The sequence below is a fragment of the Leifsonia sp. Root112D2 genome (assembly GCF_001424905.1).
In the GTDB taxonomy this organism is placed as follows: domain Bacteria; phylum Actinomycetota; class Actinomycetes; order Actinomycetales; family Microbacteriaceae; genus Root112D2.
Genome location: NZ_LMCU01000001.1, coordinates 2,209,980 through 2,224,275 on the forward strand (window position 1 = coordinate 2,209,980; position 14,296 = coordinate 2,224,275).

The following is a 14,296-nucleotide window of genomic DNA, read 5'->3' on the forward strand; positions in this document are numbered from 1 at the left end:
CGAGAGACGTGTCATCGAAAGACGTGTCATCGAAAGAAAGTAGGAGAGCAGTGTCTATATTCACCCGTGCCGTGCGGCGCATTCACCGAGACGAGACGGGCGATGTGCCCGGCTGGGTGCTCATCACTCTCATGACCGCAGGTTTGGTCATCATTATCTGGGGGCTCGCCGGCCCGGCCCTGAGCGGCGTGTTCGAGCAGGCCATCTCCCGCGTCACCAGTTTCTGAACACGTGTCGAGCATCGCGGCCCGCTGGCGCAGTGACGAGGGGTCGGCAGCCGCCGAGTTCGTCATGGTCGGCGCCCTGCTGACGGTGCTTACCCTTTCGGTACTGCAACTGGCGCTCGCCCTGCACATTCGCAATACGGTGCTGGATGCCGCTGCCGAGGGGGCCCGCTTCGCCGCGTTGGCAGACAACGGCCTGCCCGACGGCGAAGAGCGCACGCGAGAACTCATCACCACGGTTATCGGCGCCGGGTACGCCCGCGACATCAGCGCCGCATACGGCAGTTACCTTGGGCAGTCTGCGGCGACCATCACCGTGCGTGCACCGCTGCCACTGATCGGGTTGATCGGCATCGATGACGGGCTGGAGGTGAGTGGCCATGCGTCCGTTGAGGCGCTGGAGCGCTGAACTGGCATCGGATGCCGGTTCCGCGTCGCTCGAATTCATCACCGTGGGCGTTCTCATGCTCGTGCCGTTCGTCTATCTCGTGCTCGCCGTCGCAAGCATCCAGGGTGGCGCGCTCGCCGTCGAAGGCGCGGCGCGGCAGGCCGCTCGGGTCTATGTGCAAGCGCCGAACGCCAGGGAAGGGGAGGCCAGGGTGAGTCGCGCCGTGCAGTTCGCGCTCGCCGACTACGGAATGAAGGCCGACGGCGCGCACGTGAGCATCCGGTGCTCGCCGAAGCCGAGAGAGTGCTTCACCCGACGCGGCACGGTGACCGTGACGGTTGCAGTGCGCGCCCCGTTGCCGCTGGTGCCCGAAGCCCTGGACCTGGCGAAGACGGCGAGCGTTCCGCTGCAGGCAACGGCGGCCCAGCAGGTCTCACGCTTCTGGGGCGCGCGATGAGGCGGATGCGTGCACGCATAGGCGACGACGAGGGCTCGACGCTGCCGCTGGTGATCTTCTTCGCCATGCTCTCCCTCGTACTTGTGCTGCTGGTCGTGGCGGCCACCTCGCTGTATCTCGAACGCAAGCGGCTCTTCACGCTGGCGGATGGCGCGGCGCTCGTGGGCGCGGAAGCGTTCGATCTCGATGATGTAGCGGTCGACGGAACGCGGCTGCGCCCGACGTTGAGCGATGATGAGGTGCGTGACGCCGTCGGCGACTATCTGCGCGACAACCCGATCGGCCACTTCGACGACCTGCGGCTTGCCCGCGCCGAATCGCCGGATGGATCGAGCGCGACTGTCACGCTCACCTCGTCGTGGAAACCCCCGGTAGTGTCGCTGCTGCTCCCCGCGGGGATTCGCCTCGAGGTGACTTCGGTGGCGCGATCCGTCTTGTGGTAGCTCGAGTTACGTAGGCGCGGTCTCGATATGCGGCCTCCTCCGTCGGCCGCTACTCGACCGACGGGATGGGTGGGCGCGGGCGGCGGGGCACGTAGCGTGGAATCCAGCGCACGAGCAGGCCTGCACCGACCAGGCCGAGCACGCCCATGCCGATCACGGCCGCACCGAGGGAGGCAACGGCCGTGGCGGCCGAGATCGCGAGCGGGGCGGCAGCCTGCCCGACATCTCCGGTGAAACGCCAGGCGCCGAGGAATGGCGCCGGATTTCCCGGCGGCGCCAGATCCGCACCGAGGGTCATCAGAAGCCCACTGCCCACGCCGTTCGCCAGCGACATGAACACAGCTACGGCGACGAACCAGGGCTCGGCCGTCACAAACGCGAGAGCGATGTGCGCCAGGCCCAGACCCACCATGGACGGTATGGCCGACGACATGCGGCCGAAACGGTCCATGATCTGACCCGAGACGTAGAAGAGGGCGAAATCTACGGCGCCGGCGAGACCGATGATGAGAGCGGTGTTCGTGTCGCTGATGCCTATCGCCACCGCATACAGCGGCAGAATGACGGTGCGTGAGGAGCGCAGGCCGCCGATGAGAGCGGCGCCGACGCCCATGTGTGCGAGCACCCCGCGATTCGCCCAAATGGTGCGGAAGAGACCCTCGGTGCGCGCTCTCGCCTCCTGTTTGCCGGCATCCGGTTCCGAGTGCGGATGCCCGGTCTGCCGCTGCGCCGCCAGCGTCGTGCTCGGGTCGGGCACGATGAACAGCACCACTGCCACCAGCACGCACGCGGCGATGTGCACCCAGAACACAGCATGTGTGTCGCCGAAAAGCCCGATGACTCCGGCGCTGATGAACGGACCGACGAACCAGCCGCCGCGAAACACACCGCCGAGGGTGCTGAGGGCGCGTGCGCGGTACTTCACTGGAACATACCCGGTCATGAAGGCGTGCCGGGCCAGGGCGAAGACCGCTGTGGCGATTCCGATCAGAAACACGCCGATCGTCAGCGCGAGTGTCGTGGGGGAGAGCAGACAGACGCTCAAGCCTACGATGCACAGCAACGACGCCCAGATCATGGCGTTGCGCTCGCCGATTCGTGAGACCACCCAGCCGCTGGGAATGTCGCCGAGCACCTCGCCGACCATGATCATCCCGCCGATGAGCCCCGCCATGGCGAGCCCGGCACCGAGGTTGCTCGCCACGATCGGAATGATCGGAATGATGGCGCCCTCGCCGATGGAGAAGATGAGTGTCGGCAGGAATGCCGCCAGCGCGACGGCGCGAATGCTGAAGGGGCGCTCGTCGGTGCTCATCGCGTTTCAGCCTAGGCCTGCCGCGCGCACTCGATCGCGCCGGTAGGCTTGCAGCGACATGATTGAACTGGACTTTTCGCAGCAGATCGCCGACCTTCGAGCCACGTTCGGCGACATCAGGGCCGTTGTTGACGTGCCGGCACTCGAGAAGGAGATCGCCAACCTCAGCGAACAGGCCGGGGTACCCGACCTGTGGGACGACACGGCCAAGGCGCAGAAGGTGACGAGCGCGCTCAGCCATCGGCAGAGCGAACTGGCGCGCATCACCGAGATAGCCCAGCGCCTCGACGACCTCGAGGTGCTGGTCGAGATGGCGACGGATGGCGAGGGCGACGAGCAATCCGCAGCCGAGGCGCGCACCGAACTCGCAGGGCTGCAGAAGACCTTGGGCGAGCTCGAGGTGCAGACCCTCCTGAGTGGTGAATACGACCCGCGTTCCGCGGTCATCACGATTCGTGCGGGCGCCGGGGGCGTGGATGCCGCGGACTTCGCCGAGATGCTGCTGCGCATGTACCTGCGCTGGGCCGAGCAGCACAACTACCCCACGAGCGTGCTCGACACGAGCTACGCGGAGGAGGCCGGCATCAAGTCTGCGACGTTCGAGGTGGACGCCCCGTATGCCTTCGGAACGCTTTCGGTCGAGGCCGGCACTCACCGGCTCGTACGCATGAGCCCGTTCAACTCGGCGGGTAAGCGCCAGACGAGCTTTGCAGCGGTGGAAGTGGTGCCGCTCATGGAGGAGACCGACCACATCGACGTACCGGAGGGCGACATTCGCGTGGACGTGTTCCGGTCATCCGGCCCCGGAGGGCAGTCGGTGAACACGACGGACTCTGCCGTGCGCATCACCCACCTGCCCACCGGAATTGTGGTGAGCTGCCAGAACGAGAAGAGCCAGATTCAGAACCGCGCCGCCGCGATGCGGGTTCTGCAGTCCCGACTGTTGTTGCTGCAGCGCGAACAGGATGCCGCCACGAAGAAGGAGCTGGCCGGCACCATCACCGCGAGCTGGGGCGACCAGATGCGCAGCTACGTGCTGGCGCCCTACCAAATGGTGAAGGATCTGCGCACCGACTACGAGGTCAACAACCCGACCCACGTCTTCGATGGCGACCTGGACGGCTTTATTGCCGCCGGGATTCGATGGCGTTCGCTCAAGCCCGCGAAATAGCCCCTCCAACTGGGTGGATTCACAGGCTCGGCTGGGGGCATGTCGCTGCAGGGATTATGCGACGCTCTGCTTAGGCTCAAGAGGTCATGATCCTCTTTGACCACGTCTCCAAAAAATATTCGGGCACCGCGAGGCCCGCACTCAACGACATCACCCTCGAGGTGTTGCGCGGCGAGTTCGTCTTTCTCGTCGGCGCTTCCGGAAGCGGCAAGTCGAGTTGCCTGCGGCTGATCCTCAAAGAGGAGAAGCCCACGAAGGGCAGCATTCACGTGCTTGGGCAAGATCTCGGCTCGATCTCCAGCCGTAAGGTGCCGTACTTTCGGCGCAACCTCGGCGTGGTCTTCCAGGACTTTCGGCTGCTGCCCAACAAGACCGTCTTCCAGAACGTCGCGTTCACGCTGCAGGTCATCGGCAAGTCGCGCGGCTTCATTCAGGAGGCCGTGCCCGACGTACTGAGCATGGTCGGACTCACCGGCAAGGAGCAGCGGTTGCCGCACGAGCTCTCCGGTGGTGAGCAGCAGCGCGTGGCCATCGCCCGCGCGGTGGTCAACAAGCCGCAGGTTCTGCTTGCCGATGAGCCGACGGGAAACCTTGACCCGGCCACGAGCGCGGGCATCATGGCCGTGCTCGAACGCATCAACGCCGGAGGCACCACGGTGCTCATGGCCACACACGAGGCCGGCATCGTAGACAAGATGCAGCGCCGCGTGATCGAGTTGATCAATGGCGAGATCGTGCGCGACGAGCGCCACGGTGGGTACACCACGGCGATCCCGATCCAGCGCGACCCGGATGCGCCCGCCGACGGCCATCTCGCAGCGCCTGCCGAAGCGCCTCCAGCCCCCGTTTCCGTCCCGCAACCGCAGCCGACCTTCGCGCCGCGACCGCCGGCATCCTCACCCGTGGAGCAGCCGGTGCGGACAGAAGCTGTTCCTGAACCCGCCGAGACGATGCAGAACGCGCATTTCGCTAGTCCGCCCACGCAGCCCGTGCTGCGACAGCGGCCGCTGAGCGACGAAGAATTGCCCGAGCAGCTCACTCTGGCGGAGAAACTGGGTCTGCGCGCGCCGCACGTTGATCGTGACGATGACGGAGAACAGAACGTGGGGCCCGTCAAATGAGATTCGCACTGATTTGGTCGGAGGCGGCCAGCGGGCTGCGCCGCAACGTGTCCATGGTGGTCTCGGTCATTCTCGTGACCTTCATTTCGCTCACTTTTGTGGGGGCGGCGATTCTGCTGCAGATGCAGATCGGGCAGATGAAGGGCTACTGGTACGACAAGGCGCAGGTCGCGGTGTACATGTGTACCGCGACCGACAATTGCGCGGACGGCGAGGCGACCCCCGCGCAGATCGCTGCGGTGAAGGCACAATTGCAGGCGCCGACCCTCTCGAAATACATCGAAAAGGTGTCGTTCGAGAACCAGAAGCAGGCCTACGAGCACTTCAAACAGCAGTTCAAGGGCAACCCCGTCGCGGACTCGGTCACGCCGGAATATCTCAACCAGACGTTCTGGGTGAACCTCAAGGATCCTTCGCAGTCTGACGTGCTCAGTGAGAGCCTGTCGAATTCTCCGGGCGTGCAGAGCGTGATGGACCAGCGCCGCTATCTGGATCCGATCTTCAACATTCTCAATGCCGCCAGCTACACCGCCATCGGTATTGCCGCGCTCATGCTCGTCGCGGCGGTGATGTTGATAGCGACGACTATCAGATTGTCGGCGATCTCTCGGCGCAGGGAGTTGGGGATCATGCGGCTCGTGGGTGCCTCGAACCGCTTCATTAGAACGCCGTTCATTCTCGAGGGAGTGTTCGCGGCGTTCATCGGATCGCTGTTGGCCGGCGCCGCGGTCGTGGGCATCGTGCAGTTCTTCGTGCACGGTTATCTGGCCGCACGAATACCCTCTATCGCTTTCGTCGGTGCCGATAGCGCGTTCGTGGTGGTGCCCGCGCTGCTTGTCGTGGGCATCGTGCTGGCGGCGATTTCTGCCAATGTGGCGATCAGCCGGTATCTCAAGGTCTAGGCCACGTATTAGACTGATGGGCTGCTCCGCGCTTGCGGGGCGCATTCGTTTGATCATTCAGGAGTAAGCCGTGCCCAGGGAACGTGGCCAGAAGGTGGTGGCCACCAATCGCAAAGCCCGCCACGACTACACCATCGAAGACACGTATGAGGCCGGTCTGGTCTTGAACGGAACCGAGGTGAAGTCGCTGCGGGCCGGTCGCGCCTCCCTCGTCGACGGCTACGCGTACATCGACGCCGGTGAGGCATGGCTGGATGCCGTGCACATTCCCGAGTACTCGGGCGGCACCTGGAACAACCACGCCCCGCGCCGCAAGCGCAAGCTGCTGCTGCACAAGGAACAGATTCTCAAGATTCACAACAAGGTGAAAGAGGGCGGCTACACCCTCGTACCGATGTCGATCTACTTCAGCGACGGGCGCGCCAAGGTGGAAATTGCCGTGGCCAAGGGCAAGAAGGAATACGACAAGCGCCAGACTCTGCGCGAGCGCCAGGACAAGCGTGAGTCCGATCGCGCGATCTCGAGCCGCAGGCACCTGGGGGAGTAGTCGCGCACGGTCCTGACCGAAATATGCGGGAGCGCGGAAGTGTTGTAGTCTGTAAGGCTCGCCATCGGCGAGATGTATCTGCACAATTCAACAGCGCGCGATAGTGACTCACCGTCTCACGGTGTTCAGGGGGATGATCGGTTTCGACATTGCCTGAGCGAATATGAGAAGCGGGTCGAGGATCCAGGGTTATCTCGTTAACGATCTCTGGAAAACAATAAGTGCCAATTCAAACAGCACTGTCTCTGCCAAGGCTGACTTCGCCCTCGCGGCGTAAGTTCCTTCGCAACTTATAGAGACCGTCAGGCCGGGAATGCTCTCTACCCGGACCCTGGCGCCAGCTAGAGAGATTGCTTTTATGTTCTGTCTTGGGGCATAAAGGGACTTAAACCAGGGCTGGGCTTGTCGGATTAGGTGCCAGTGGCAAATTCCGGAGCCGAGTAGAACGCCTGCACTGGCTACACCCGTAGAAGGCATATGACCACAGCAGTGGACCGGGGTTCAATTCCCCGCATCTCCACCAGTGGTTGCTATCGCGCGCTGTTGTGCGGAGTGCTCGGCGATCGAGTAGCCCGTCAGCCCGTGGATGCGACGCTGACCAAGCCGATCGAGAAGTGCGTGACAGTGGCGAGGTAGCCCACGGCGTCCTCGTCGGCGGGGCGCGGCCGGTCTCCAACGATGAGAATCACTTGGCCGCGGTTGCGAGCGAGGGACGTCCATTGGCGCCTCACTGGAAGGCGCACCCCTTCTATCGTCACCATGAGCGGGTTGACATACGCGGTGACCGTGGCGAATGGCATCGGGTCGTCACCGCCGCCGGACGCCAACCCCCAGCCCGCGGCCAGGGGGAGCAGACCCTCTTCATGGCCGGTCGAGGTGGGAGTCAGAAGCAGGTGCGCCGCTTCGCGGCCATTTCGGTCTTCGGCGACCCACGCCGCGGCAACGAGTTCGGCCATCAGCGGCGCGCCGAACCAGTGCGTCGAGCCGTCCAGACGGTCGTCATGAGAGCTGCGCACATAGCGCTCACTTTACGCGAGACCAGTGTGCTCAATCCGGGTCGCTCGGGCAGTGGCACGCTCCGACTAGACGGCGCGCAGCACCGCGAGCACCAGTATCAGCAGGCTTATCGCCCCGATGGCTGCGCGCAGAACGATGGCCGTTCGGGCGCCACGGGCGACCCGCGCCGCGAGAGTGGTGTCTGCGGATGTCGCGAGCAGCGAGCGACGCAGGCGCGTCATCCGTCTCGCCTGCAGTACTCCGACGCCGAGCACCAGCAGAAGTATGGCCGCCACGGCGACCAGGCAGGTGGAGAGTCGCGTCCAGGGTACGGCCGCGAGCAGCAGGATGCCGGCGGTCAGCCCCACGAGGAGCGCGCCGGTCGCCACGACGCCGTATCGGCGGCCGAAGTGGCGAAAGAACGCCACCCGCGCCTCCCGCGAGAGCGTCGCGGTTGTGCTGCGGGCGAGAAGGAAGAGTGCCACCCAGCCGCCGAGCCAGATGGCGCCTGAGAGCACCAGCAGGCCGAGCAGAGCCGCTTGCCCGGCCTGGCCGAGCGCGAGGTGCGCGCTCGAATCGAATGGTCTCACGCGGTAGCGGAGGGGCGCCCGATATCGACCTTCCACACCTCGGGGCCCTGCTCGAGGTACTCCCAGGTGAAGTCGCCCGCGTGCTCGGCGGCGAACTGGTAGTAGAGCGGCTTGGGGTCGTGGTCGTTGACGAGCACGTAGCCCTCACCCGGCTGCAGGCCGTTGTAGTGCTCAAAGATCAGTTCGTGACGACGTGCGGGCTCTTCCGTGCGCACATCGAGAAGCGGACGTTCTGCCATGGGGTTCCTTCCGATAACGTAAATAAAAAGTATTAAAATGATTGCACACCTTGTCCGACGTTCGTGAAACGAGCACGCCATCCGTTCCGCTCCCGCTCGACCCGTTCTCAGCCGCAGAGGAACGCGGCTCGCGTTTCTGATCCCCGGTTCGATAGCGCTTCTGGCCGGGTTGGATGCCGCGCTGCTGCTTCTGGGACTGCCGGCGCCGGTCACGACGCAGCGACTGCCCGTGGTGCACGGACCGCTGCTGGTCTTCGGGTTCGTCGGCACGGTCATCGCCCTGGAGCGAGCGGTGGCGGTGCGACGGTGGTGGGCGTTCGCCTCGCCGGCGGCCTTCGGCGTCGGCGGGCTGCTCCTGCTCACGCCTGTACCGCTGCTCGTCGGCCGCATTCTGCTTGCCGCGGGCGCCGTCGTGCTGCTGTTCATCTACCTGGCCATCTGGCGCAGACAGGCCATGCTGGCGGCGGCCGTGCAGTCGCTCGGGGCGTTTCTCGCGCTGGCGTCGACGATGCTGTGGATCGGCGGTCTGCCGGCATCCGCTCTCGTGCCGGGAATGGCTGGGTTCATGGTGCTGACCATCGCGGGTGAACGGGTGGAACTGGCTCGGGTCGTCGTGCTCAGCCGCCGCACCGAGCGCGTGGCCTTCGGCGTGAGCGTGGCGCTTGCGGTGGGCGTGCTCGCGGCGATGCTGTGGCCCGACGTCGGCTACCCGCTATTCGGCGCTGCGTTGCTCGCGGTGGTGGCCTGGCTCGCCGTGTTCGATGTGGCGTCGCGCCTGGTGAGATCGAGCGGCCTGCCCCGGTACATTGCGGCGTGCCTTCTGGCCGGCTACGTCTGGCTCGCCGTTGCGGGCGTCATCTGGCTTCTCGCGGGGGCGGTCGTCTCGGGGCCGCTGTACGACGCGAGCGTGCACGCGGTGTTTCTCGGCTTCACTCTCGCGATGATCATGGCCCACGCCCCCGTGATTCTGCCGGCTGTGCTGCGCAAGCCCCTGCCGTACCGGCCGATCTTCTATCTGCCCGTCGGGCTGCTCACCGTCTCCCTCGTCGCACGCATTCTCATCGGCGACGTGCACGACGTGCCTGTTCTCGTGCAGTGGGGTGGGGTGTTCAACGTCGTCGCCGTGCTGCTCTTCGTGGTGCTCGCCGTGGCATCCGTCGTTCGTGGAGAACCGCAGCGGACTCCGGCACGCGGGGAGGGGGCCTCGTGAGGAGGAAGAAGCCGCTTTCGCGCAAGGCCTGGTACGCACTTGTTAACTCCCTTGTCGTGGCCTGGGCGCTGGGCGCTGTGTTCGTGGCCATTGTGCAACCGCTCGGTGTCGCCGCACCGTGGTTGATGGTGCACCTGCTGCTACTCGGTGCCGCAAGCACAGCCATCATCGTCTGGAGCCAGCACTTTGCTGACACCCTGCTGCGCCGCCCCGCGGCGGGCGGGCGCATGCTTCTCGGCGCGCGTCTGTTCGCGCACACCGTCGGCGCGCTTGCGGTCGTCACGGGCGTGCCAGGGCGCGCCTGGCCTCTCGTGCTAGCGGGGGCTGTGCTCGTGGCGCTCGCCGTTCTGACGCAGGTGATGAGCCTGGCCCGCCAACTGCACGTGGCGCTGCCGTCGCGGTTCGCACCACTCGTGCGCTACTACATCGTGGCGGGGCTGTTCCTGGTCATCGGCGTCACTCTGGGCGTCGTAATGGCGAGGAGCGACATCCCGGGCGGGGTGCACGATCGTCTCTTCGTTGCCCATATTGCTTTTAACCTTGCGGGCTGGATCGGAATCACCGTGCTCGGCACCGTGATTCTGCTCTGGCCGACGGTGCTGCACACGCGCATCCTTCCCACGGCGGATGCCGCCGTTCGGGGCGCGCTGCCGCTGCTCGCGCTGGGGCTTCTGGTCGTGGGACTGGGCGCTCTGTTCGGCATTCGCCTGGGCGTGTCGTTCGGGCTGCTCATGTATCTGGCGGGGCTCAGCCTGATCGTGATCGAGGCCGTACGCCAGGGACGGCGGGCCGTGCCCGTGACATATGCCGGGTGGAGCATGGGGGCCGCCCTGCTGTGGTTCGCCGGCAGCGTCTTTGCCGTGATGGTGCTCGTCACCGTCGTGCCCGACTGGGAGCAGGCCGCGACGCGTATCAGCGGGGTTCTCGTGCCCTTTGCCGTCGGTTTCGTGGCCCAGCTCGTGGTCGGGGCCCTGAGCTACCTCGTTCCGGTGGTCATCGGCGGCGGACCCGTGGTGACGCGCAGCATGAACGCGGGGCTGGACCGGTTCGGCCCCTTTCGCTTCATCGTGGTGAACGGCGCTCTGTTGCTCATGCTGCTTCCGCTCGCCGAGCCGCTGCGCATGCTGTTGTTGGCACTCGTCGCGGCCAGTTTGCTGGCGTTCGTTCCCCTGGCGATTCGTGCCATCGTGGCCGGACGTCACGCGCGTGCGGAGGATTGGCCGAGCGACGGCACCAAGGCGCGCATGCCGGCGCTGCACGCCAGCAGCGGCGGGATGATGGCCGCCGTCGGAACCCTCGTTCTTGCCGTTGCGGTGGGTGTTGCGTTCGTGCCGGGCAACGCGGGCGGCATCGGGTCGAACGCGCTGAGCCCCGGCGCCCAGTCCGCGGCGGCCGCAGGCTCAGCGACAGGGCATACGACCACCGTGACGATGACCATGAAGAACATGCGCTTCTCGCCGAGCACCGTGCGTGTGCCGGCAGGCGACAGGTTGGTGATCCACCTCACCAACGCCGACGAGGAGGTGCACGATCTGGTGCTCGCAACGGGCGTGACCTCGGGGCGGCTGATCGGAGGAGAATCCGCCACGGTGGATGCGGGAGTCATCTTCTCGAATGTGAACGGATGGTGCTCGATCACCGGCCATCGGCAGATGGGCATGGTGATGAGCATCGTGGTCGTCGGCGGTTCGAGTGGGAACGGCGCGCCCATGGCGGGGATGGACATGGGCGGCCCGGCGGCGCAGAAGGGAAGGTCGGCGGCGAACGACATCGACCTCGCGAAGAAGCCATCGGCCGGGTTCGAACCGTACGATGCGGCGTTGCCGCCCGCGGCATCCGCCACCGTGCACACGCTCACTCTCACGGTGCGCAATACCCTCACCGAGGTGGCCCCCGGCGTTTACCAGACACTGTGGACGTACAACGGAACCGCGCCCGGCCCCACCCTGCGTGGCAGAGTCGGTGACGTCTTCGAGATCACCCTGGTGAACGACGCGACCATGGGACACTCCATTGATTTTCATGCCGGAGCCCTCGCCCCGAACGAGCCGATGCGCACTATTCAGCCCGGACAGAGCCTGAAGTACACCTTCACGGCCACGCGCTCGGGCATCTGGCTCTATCACTGCTCCACCATGCCCATGTCGGCCCACATCGCCAACGGCATGTATGGCGCCGTCATCATCGACCCTCCCGGCCTCGACGCCGTAGCTCACGAGTACGTGCTCGTGCAGGGCGAGTACTACCTGGGACCGCAGAAGGGGGAGATCGACGCGAGCAAGGTCGCGGAGAAGGAGCCGGATCTGGTGGTCTTCAACGGCTATGCCGACCAGTACCGCTACCGTCCGCTGACGGCCAGGGCGGGCGAGCGGGTGCGGGTGTGGGTGCTGGATGCCGGGCCGAATCTGGCGAGCGCGTTTCACATCGTGGGCACCCAGTTCGACACCGTGTTCACCGAGGGCGACTACCTGCTGCGCGACGGCGGCAGCACGGGGACGGGCGGCTCCCAGGTGCTCGGACTGCAGCCCGCCCAGGGTGGCTTCGTCGAACTGACATTTCCCGCGACGGGTGACTACTCGTTCATCACCCACGCCATGTCCGACGCGGAGCGCGGCGCCGCGGGCCTGTTCCACGTGACCCCGTAGCCCGAATCGACGCCCGCGTCTCACGTCGATCGGATGCCCGTAGGCTGTCCTCGTGAGTTCCCCTGTGACGCCGCCCTCCCGACTCCAACTCACGCTGCACAAACCTCGCCTCGGCTGGTTTCCGAAGCCGACCGTGGTGGTGAACGGCCGCGGGCATCCGGCGCAGTGGGGAACCGGAACCTGGCAGATACGCGCGGGGGAGAAGACGGAGATTGCCGTCTATCTCTTCAATCGGCTCTGGAAGTTCGGAACCGCGCGGATTCCGGTCGAAGCGGGGGAGCAGGCGGTCCTGATCTACTCGGCACCGTGGCTTCCGTTCCTGCCTGGCAGCTTGAAAATCGAGCACGGTCGCGATCACTGAAGAACCCCGCGCACGGTGGGCCGACCCGGGGTGATAATGCGAGAGCATCGCTTGGCGATCTACGGAAGGTCGGCGTGAAGTGGCTCGTGAACATCGCGGGTGCAACGGCATAATCCCGCGCGGTCGCGCGAGCTATCGCAGCGAAAGCAGGATCTTGCCGAGGTGGGCGGATGTCTCCATCAGCCGGTGCGCATCCGCTGCCTTCTCGAGGGGAAAGACGCTGTCGACGATCGGCCGCACCTGCCCGCTTGTGACCAGGGGCCACACGTTCTCACGCACCGCGGCGATGATGGCCGTGCGCTCCTGCAGCGAACGTGCACGCAGCGTCGTTGCCCAAATGCGCCCGCGTTTACCCATCAGTGAGCCGACGTTGAGCGTCGAGTCGCTGCCACTTTGATTCGCTATCACCATGATGCGGCCTTCGACGGCCAGCGCCGCGATGTCACGCTGAAGATAGTCGCCGCCCACCATGTCGAGAATGACATCGGCACCGTGGTCGTCGGTGTGCTCCATGACGAGCTGCACGAAATCCTGGCCGCGATAGTTGATGCCGCGAGCACCGAGAGACTCGCAGAAGGCCACCTTCTTCTCGGAGCCGACGGTGGCCAGCACGGGGGAGCCGAGCGCAGCGGAGAGTTGGATCGCCATCGAGCCGATGCCGCTGGATCCGCCGTGCACGAGCAGCGTCTCGCCCGGCTTGAGCGCCGCGAACATGAACACGTTCGACCACACCGTCGCGGCCACCTCGGGCAGGCCGGCTGCATCAACCAACTCGACCCCGTCGGGTACCGGCAGCACGAGCCCGGCGTCGATGGAGACGTATTCGGCATAGCCGCCCCCGGGCACGAGCGCGCAGACCGCGTCACCCGTGGCGAACCCCTCCACGGCGTCGCCGACACCCACAACGATCCCCGACACCTCCAGCCCCGGCCGCGTGGGTGCGCCCGCCGGAAGCCGGTACAGGCCCTTGCGTTGTGCAATGTCGGCACCGTTGATCCCCGCCGCCGCGACCTCGATCAGCAACTCGTGGGCGCCATATCCGGGTACTTCCGCCTCGGAGAGTGTCAGAACGTCGGGGGCGCCGGGCTGAGAAATGTCGATGGCGCGCATCGAGCCGGCCGGAATCGCTGTGTTCACGCCCTCCACTGTACGGCGCCACCCGGCGCGGCCTGCTGCGGTGACGATAGGCGACTACTATCGGCTCATGGTCACGTATGTGAATCCCGGGCCCATCGAATACGAGGGAGTGCTGGAGAGATCGGATGTTGTCAACGCATCCGCCTACATCCCCTTTCCTTTTGATGTGAAGGAACTCTTCGGCGTGACGGGCCGGGTACCCGTCATCGCTCGATTCGATGACGTTGAGTATCGCGGATCCCTTGTGAGCTACGGCGGCCCCCACCGCATGCTCATGCTCAAGGAGATTCGGGAGCAACTCGGCAAACACCCGGGGGACAGCGTGCGGGTGCGCATCGAGCTCGATACCGCGCAACGCACCGTCGAGCTGGCCGCGGATGTTGCCCAGGCGTTCACGACCGGCGGAGTGACCGATACCTTTCGGGGCTTCAGCTACAGCGCCCAACGCGAGTACAACGGCTGGATCGAGGAGGCCAAACGACCGCAGACACGTCTCTCGCGCATCGACAAGGCTGTAGCGCTGCTGTCGGAGGGCAAGCGGCTGCGATAG

Annotated in this window: 17 protein-coding genes and 1 other RNA gene; 13 read left to right on the forward strand and 5 right to left on the reverse strand. The window is 65.6% G+C overall.

Annotated features, from left to right (window positions below):
* Window positions 1-50 precede the first annotated feature (50 nt).
* From ASC63_RS16515 to ASC63_RS10300, 4 genes are read left to right on the forward strand one after another with little or no spacing between them, the layout of a single operon-like run.
* Window positions 51-227: a hypothetical protein gene (locus ASC63_RS16515; RefSeq protein ID WP_200936839.1), complete on the forward strand. Its 177-nt coding sequence runs from the start codon at window positions 51-53 to the stop codon at window positions 225-227.
* A 4-nt stretch (window positions 228-231) separates the two neighbouring features.
* On the forward strand, window positions 232-633 hold the full coding sequence (locus tag ASC63_RS10290; protein ID WP_268765150.1) for a TadE/TadG family type IV pilus assembly protein: 402 nt from the start codon (window positions 232-234) through the stop codon (window positions 631-633).
* The gene (locus tag ASC63_RS10295) at window positions 605-1,069 is read left to right on the forward strand and encodes a hypothetical protein (protein WP_055812748.1); all 465 of its coding nucleotides are present in this window, start codon (window positions 605-607) and stop codon (window positions 1,067-1,069) included. Before ASC63_RS10290 ends, ASC63_RS10295 begins: the two co-directional genes overlap by 29 nt.
* 5 nt (window positions 1,070-1,074) lie before the next feature.
* On the forward strand, window positions 1,075-1,512 hold the full coding sequence (locus ASC63_RS10300) for a pilus assembly protein TadG-related protein (protein WP_235492119.1): 438 nt from the start codon (window positions 1,075-1,077) through the stop codon (window positions 1,510-1,512).
* A gap of 49 nt (window positions 1,513-1,561) precedes the next feature.
* Here ASC63_RS10300 and ASC63_RS10305 read toward each other — a convergent pair whose 3' ends face one another.
* The gene (locus ASC63_RS10305; RefSeq protein WP_055812754.1) at window positions 1,562-2,827 is read right to left on the reverse strand and encodes an MFS transporter; all 1,266 of its coding nucleotides are present in this window, start codon (window positions 2,825-2,827) and stop codon (window positions 1,562-1,564) included.
* Between the two features lie 58 nt (window positions 2,828-2,885).
* Between ASC63_RS10305 and prfB the strand changes: the two genes are divergently transcribed.
* From prfB to ssrA, 5 genes are all read left to right on the forward strand, one after another.
* Window positions 2,886-3,998 (forward strand): peptide chain release factor 2, encoded by a 1,113-nt coding sequence (prfB, locus tag ASC63_RS10310; protein WP_055812756.1) that lies wholly within the window; start codon window positions 2,886-2,888, stop codon window positions 3,996-3,998.
* A gap of 86 nt (window positions 3,999-4,084) precedes the next feature.
* Entirely contained in the window at window positions 4,085-5,119 is a 1,035-nt protein-coding gene (gene ftsE, locus ASC63_RS10315) for a cell division ATP-binding protein FtsE (protein ID WP_055812759.1), read from the forward strand.
* Complete coding sequence (gene ftsX, locus ASC63_RS10320; RefSeq protein WP_055812761.1) at window positions 5,116-6,021, forward strand: permease-like cell division protein FtsX; 906 nt, start codon at window positions 5,116-5,118, stop codon at window positions 6,019-6,021. Before ftsE ends, ftsX begins: the two co-directional genes overlap by 4 nt.
* Window positions 6,022-6,091: 70 nt before the next feature.
* Window positions 6,092-6,568 carry an SsrA-binding protein SmpB gene (gene smpB, locus ASC63_RS10325; RefSeq protein WP_055812764.1) on the forward strand — a complete coding sequence of 159 codons (477 nt, stop codon included), beginning with the start codon at window positions 6,092-6,094 and terminating at the stop codon, window positions 6,566-6,568.
* Window positions 6,569-6,697: 129 nt separating this feature from the next.
* Window positions 6,698-7,091: a transfer-messenger RNA gene (gene ssrA / locus ASC63_RS16115) on the forward strand.
* Window positions 7,092-7,143: 52 nt separating this feature from the next.
* Here ssrA and ASC63_RS10330 read toward each other — a convergent pair.
* From ASC63_RS10330 to ASC63_RS10340, 3 genes are all read right to left on the reverse strand, one after another.
* A complete protein-coding gene (locus tag ASC63_RS10330; RefSeq protein WP_055812767.1) occupies window positions 7,144-7,584 on the reverse strand; it encodes a hypothetical protein in 441 nt (146 codons plus the stop codon).
* 66 nt (window positions 7,585-7,650) lie between these two features.
* Window positions 7,651-8,154 carry a hypothetical protein gene (locus ASC63_RS10335; protein ID WP_055812770.1) on the reverse strand — a complete coding sequence of 168 codons (504 nt, stop codon included), beginning with the start codon at window positions 8,152-8,154 and terminating at the stop codon, window positions 7,651-7,653.
* Window positions 8,151-8,393, reverse strand: a complete 243-nt coding sequence (locus ASC63_RS10340) for a DUF2249 domain-containing protein (protein ID WP_055812773.1) — start codon at window positions 8,391-8,393, stop codon at window positions 8,151-8,153. The genes ASC63_RS10335 and ASC63_RS10340 overlap by 4 nt, the downstream gene beginning before the upstream one ends.
* Window positions 8,394-8,562: 169 nt before the next feature.
* On the opposite strand from ASC63_RS10340, the gene ASC63_RS10345 reads away from it, so the two are divergent.
* From ASC63_RS10345 to ASC63_RS10355, 3 genes are read left to right on the forward strand one after another with little or no spacing between them, the layout of a single operon-like run.
* Window positions 8,563-9,603 (forward strand): hypothetical protein, encoded by a 1,041-nt coding sequence (locus ASC63_RS10345; protein ID WP_235492122.1) that lies wholly within the window; start codon window positions 8,563-8,565, stop codon window positions 9,601-9,603.
* Complete coding sequence (locus ASC63_RS10350) at window positions 9,600-12,248, forward strand: multicopper oxidase domain-containing protein (protein ID WP_055812779.1); 2,649 nt, start codon at window positions 9,600-9,602, stop codon at window positions 12,246-12,248. Before ASC63_RS10345 ends, ASC63_RS10350 begins: the two co-directional genes overlap by 4 nt.
* A 52-nt stretch (window positions 12,249-12,300) precedes the next feature.
* Window positions 12,301-12,609, forward strand: coding sequence for a hypothetical protein (locus ASC63_RS10355; RefSeq protein WP_082487492.1), 309 nt, complete (start codon window positions 12,301-12,303; stop codon window positions 12,607-12,609).
* A gap of 132 nt (window positions 12,610-12,741) precedes the next feature.
* Here the strand turns inward: ASC63_RS10355 and ASC63_RS10360 are convergent, their stop codons facing one another.
* Window positions 12,742-13,719: an NAD(P)H-quinone oxidoreductase gene (locus ASC63_RS10360; RefSeq protein WP_055815348.1), complete on the reverse strand. Its 978-nt coding sequence runs from the start codon at window positions 13,717-13,719 to the stop codon at window positions 12,742-12,744.
* Window positions 13,720-13,813: 94 nt separating this feature from the next.
* On the opposite strand from ASC63_RS10360, the gene ASC63_RS16320 reads away from it, so the two are divergent.
* Window positions 13,814-14,296, forward strand: coding sequence for a DUF1905 domain-containing protein (locus ASC63_RS16320; RefSeq protein ID WP_055812784.1), 483 nt, complete (start codon window positions 13,814-13,816; stop codon window positions 14,294-14,296).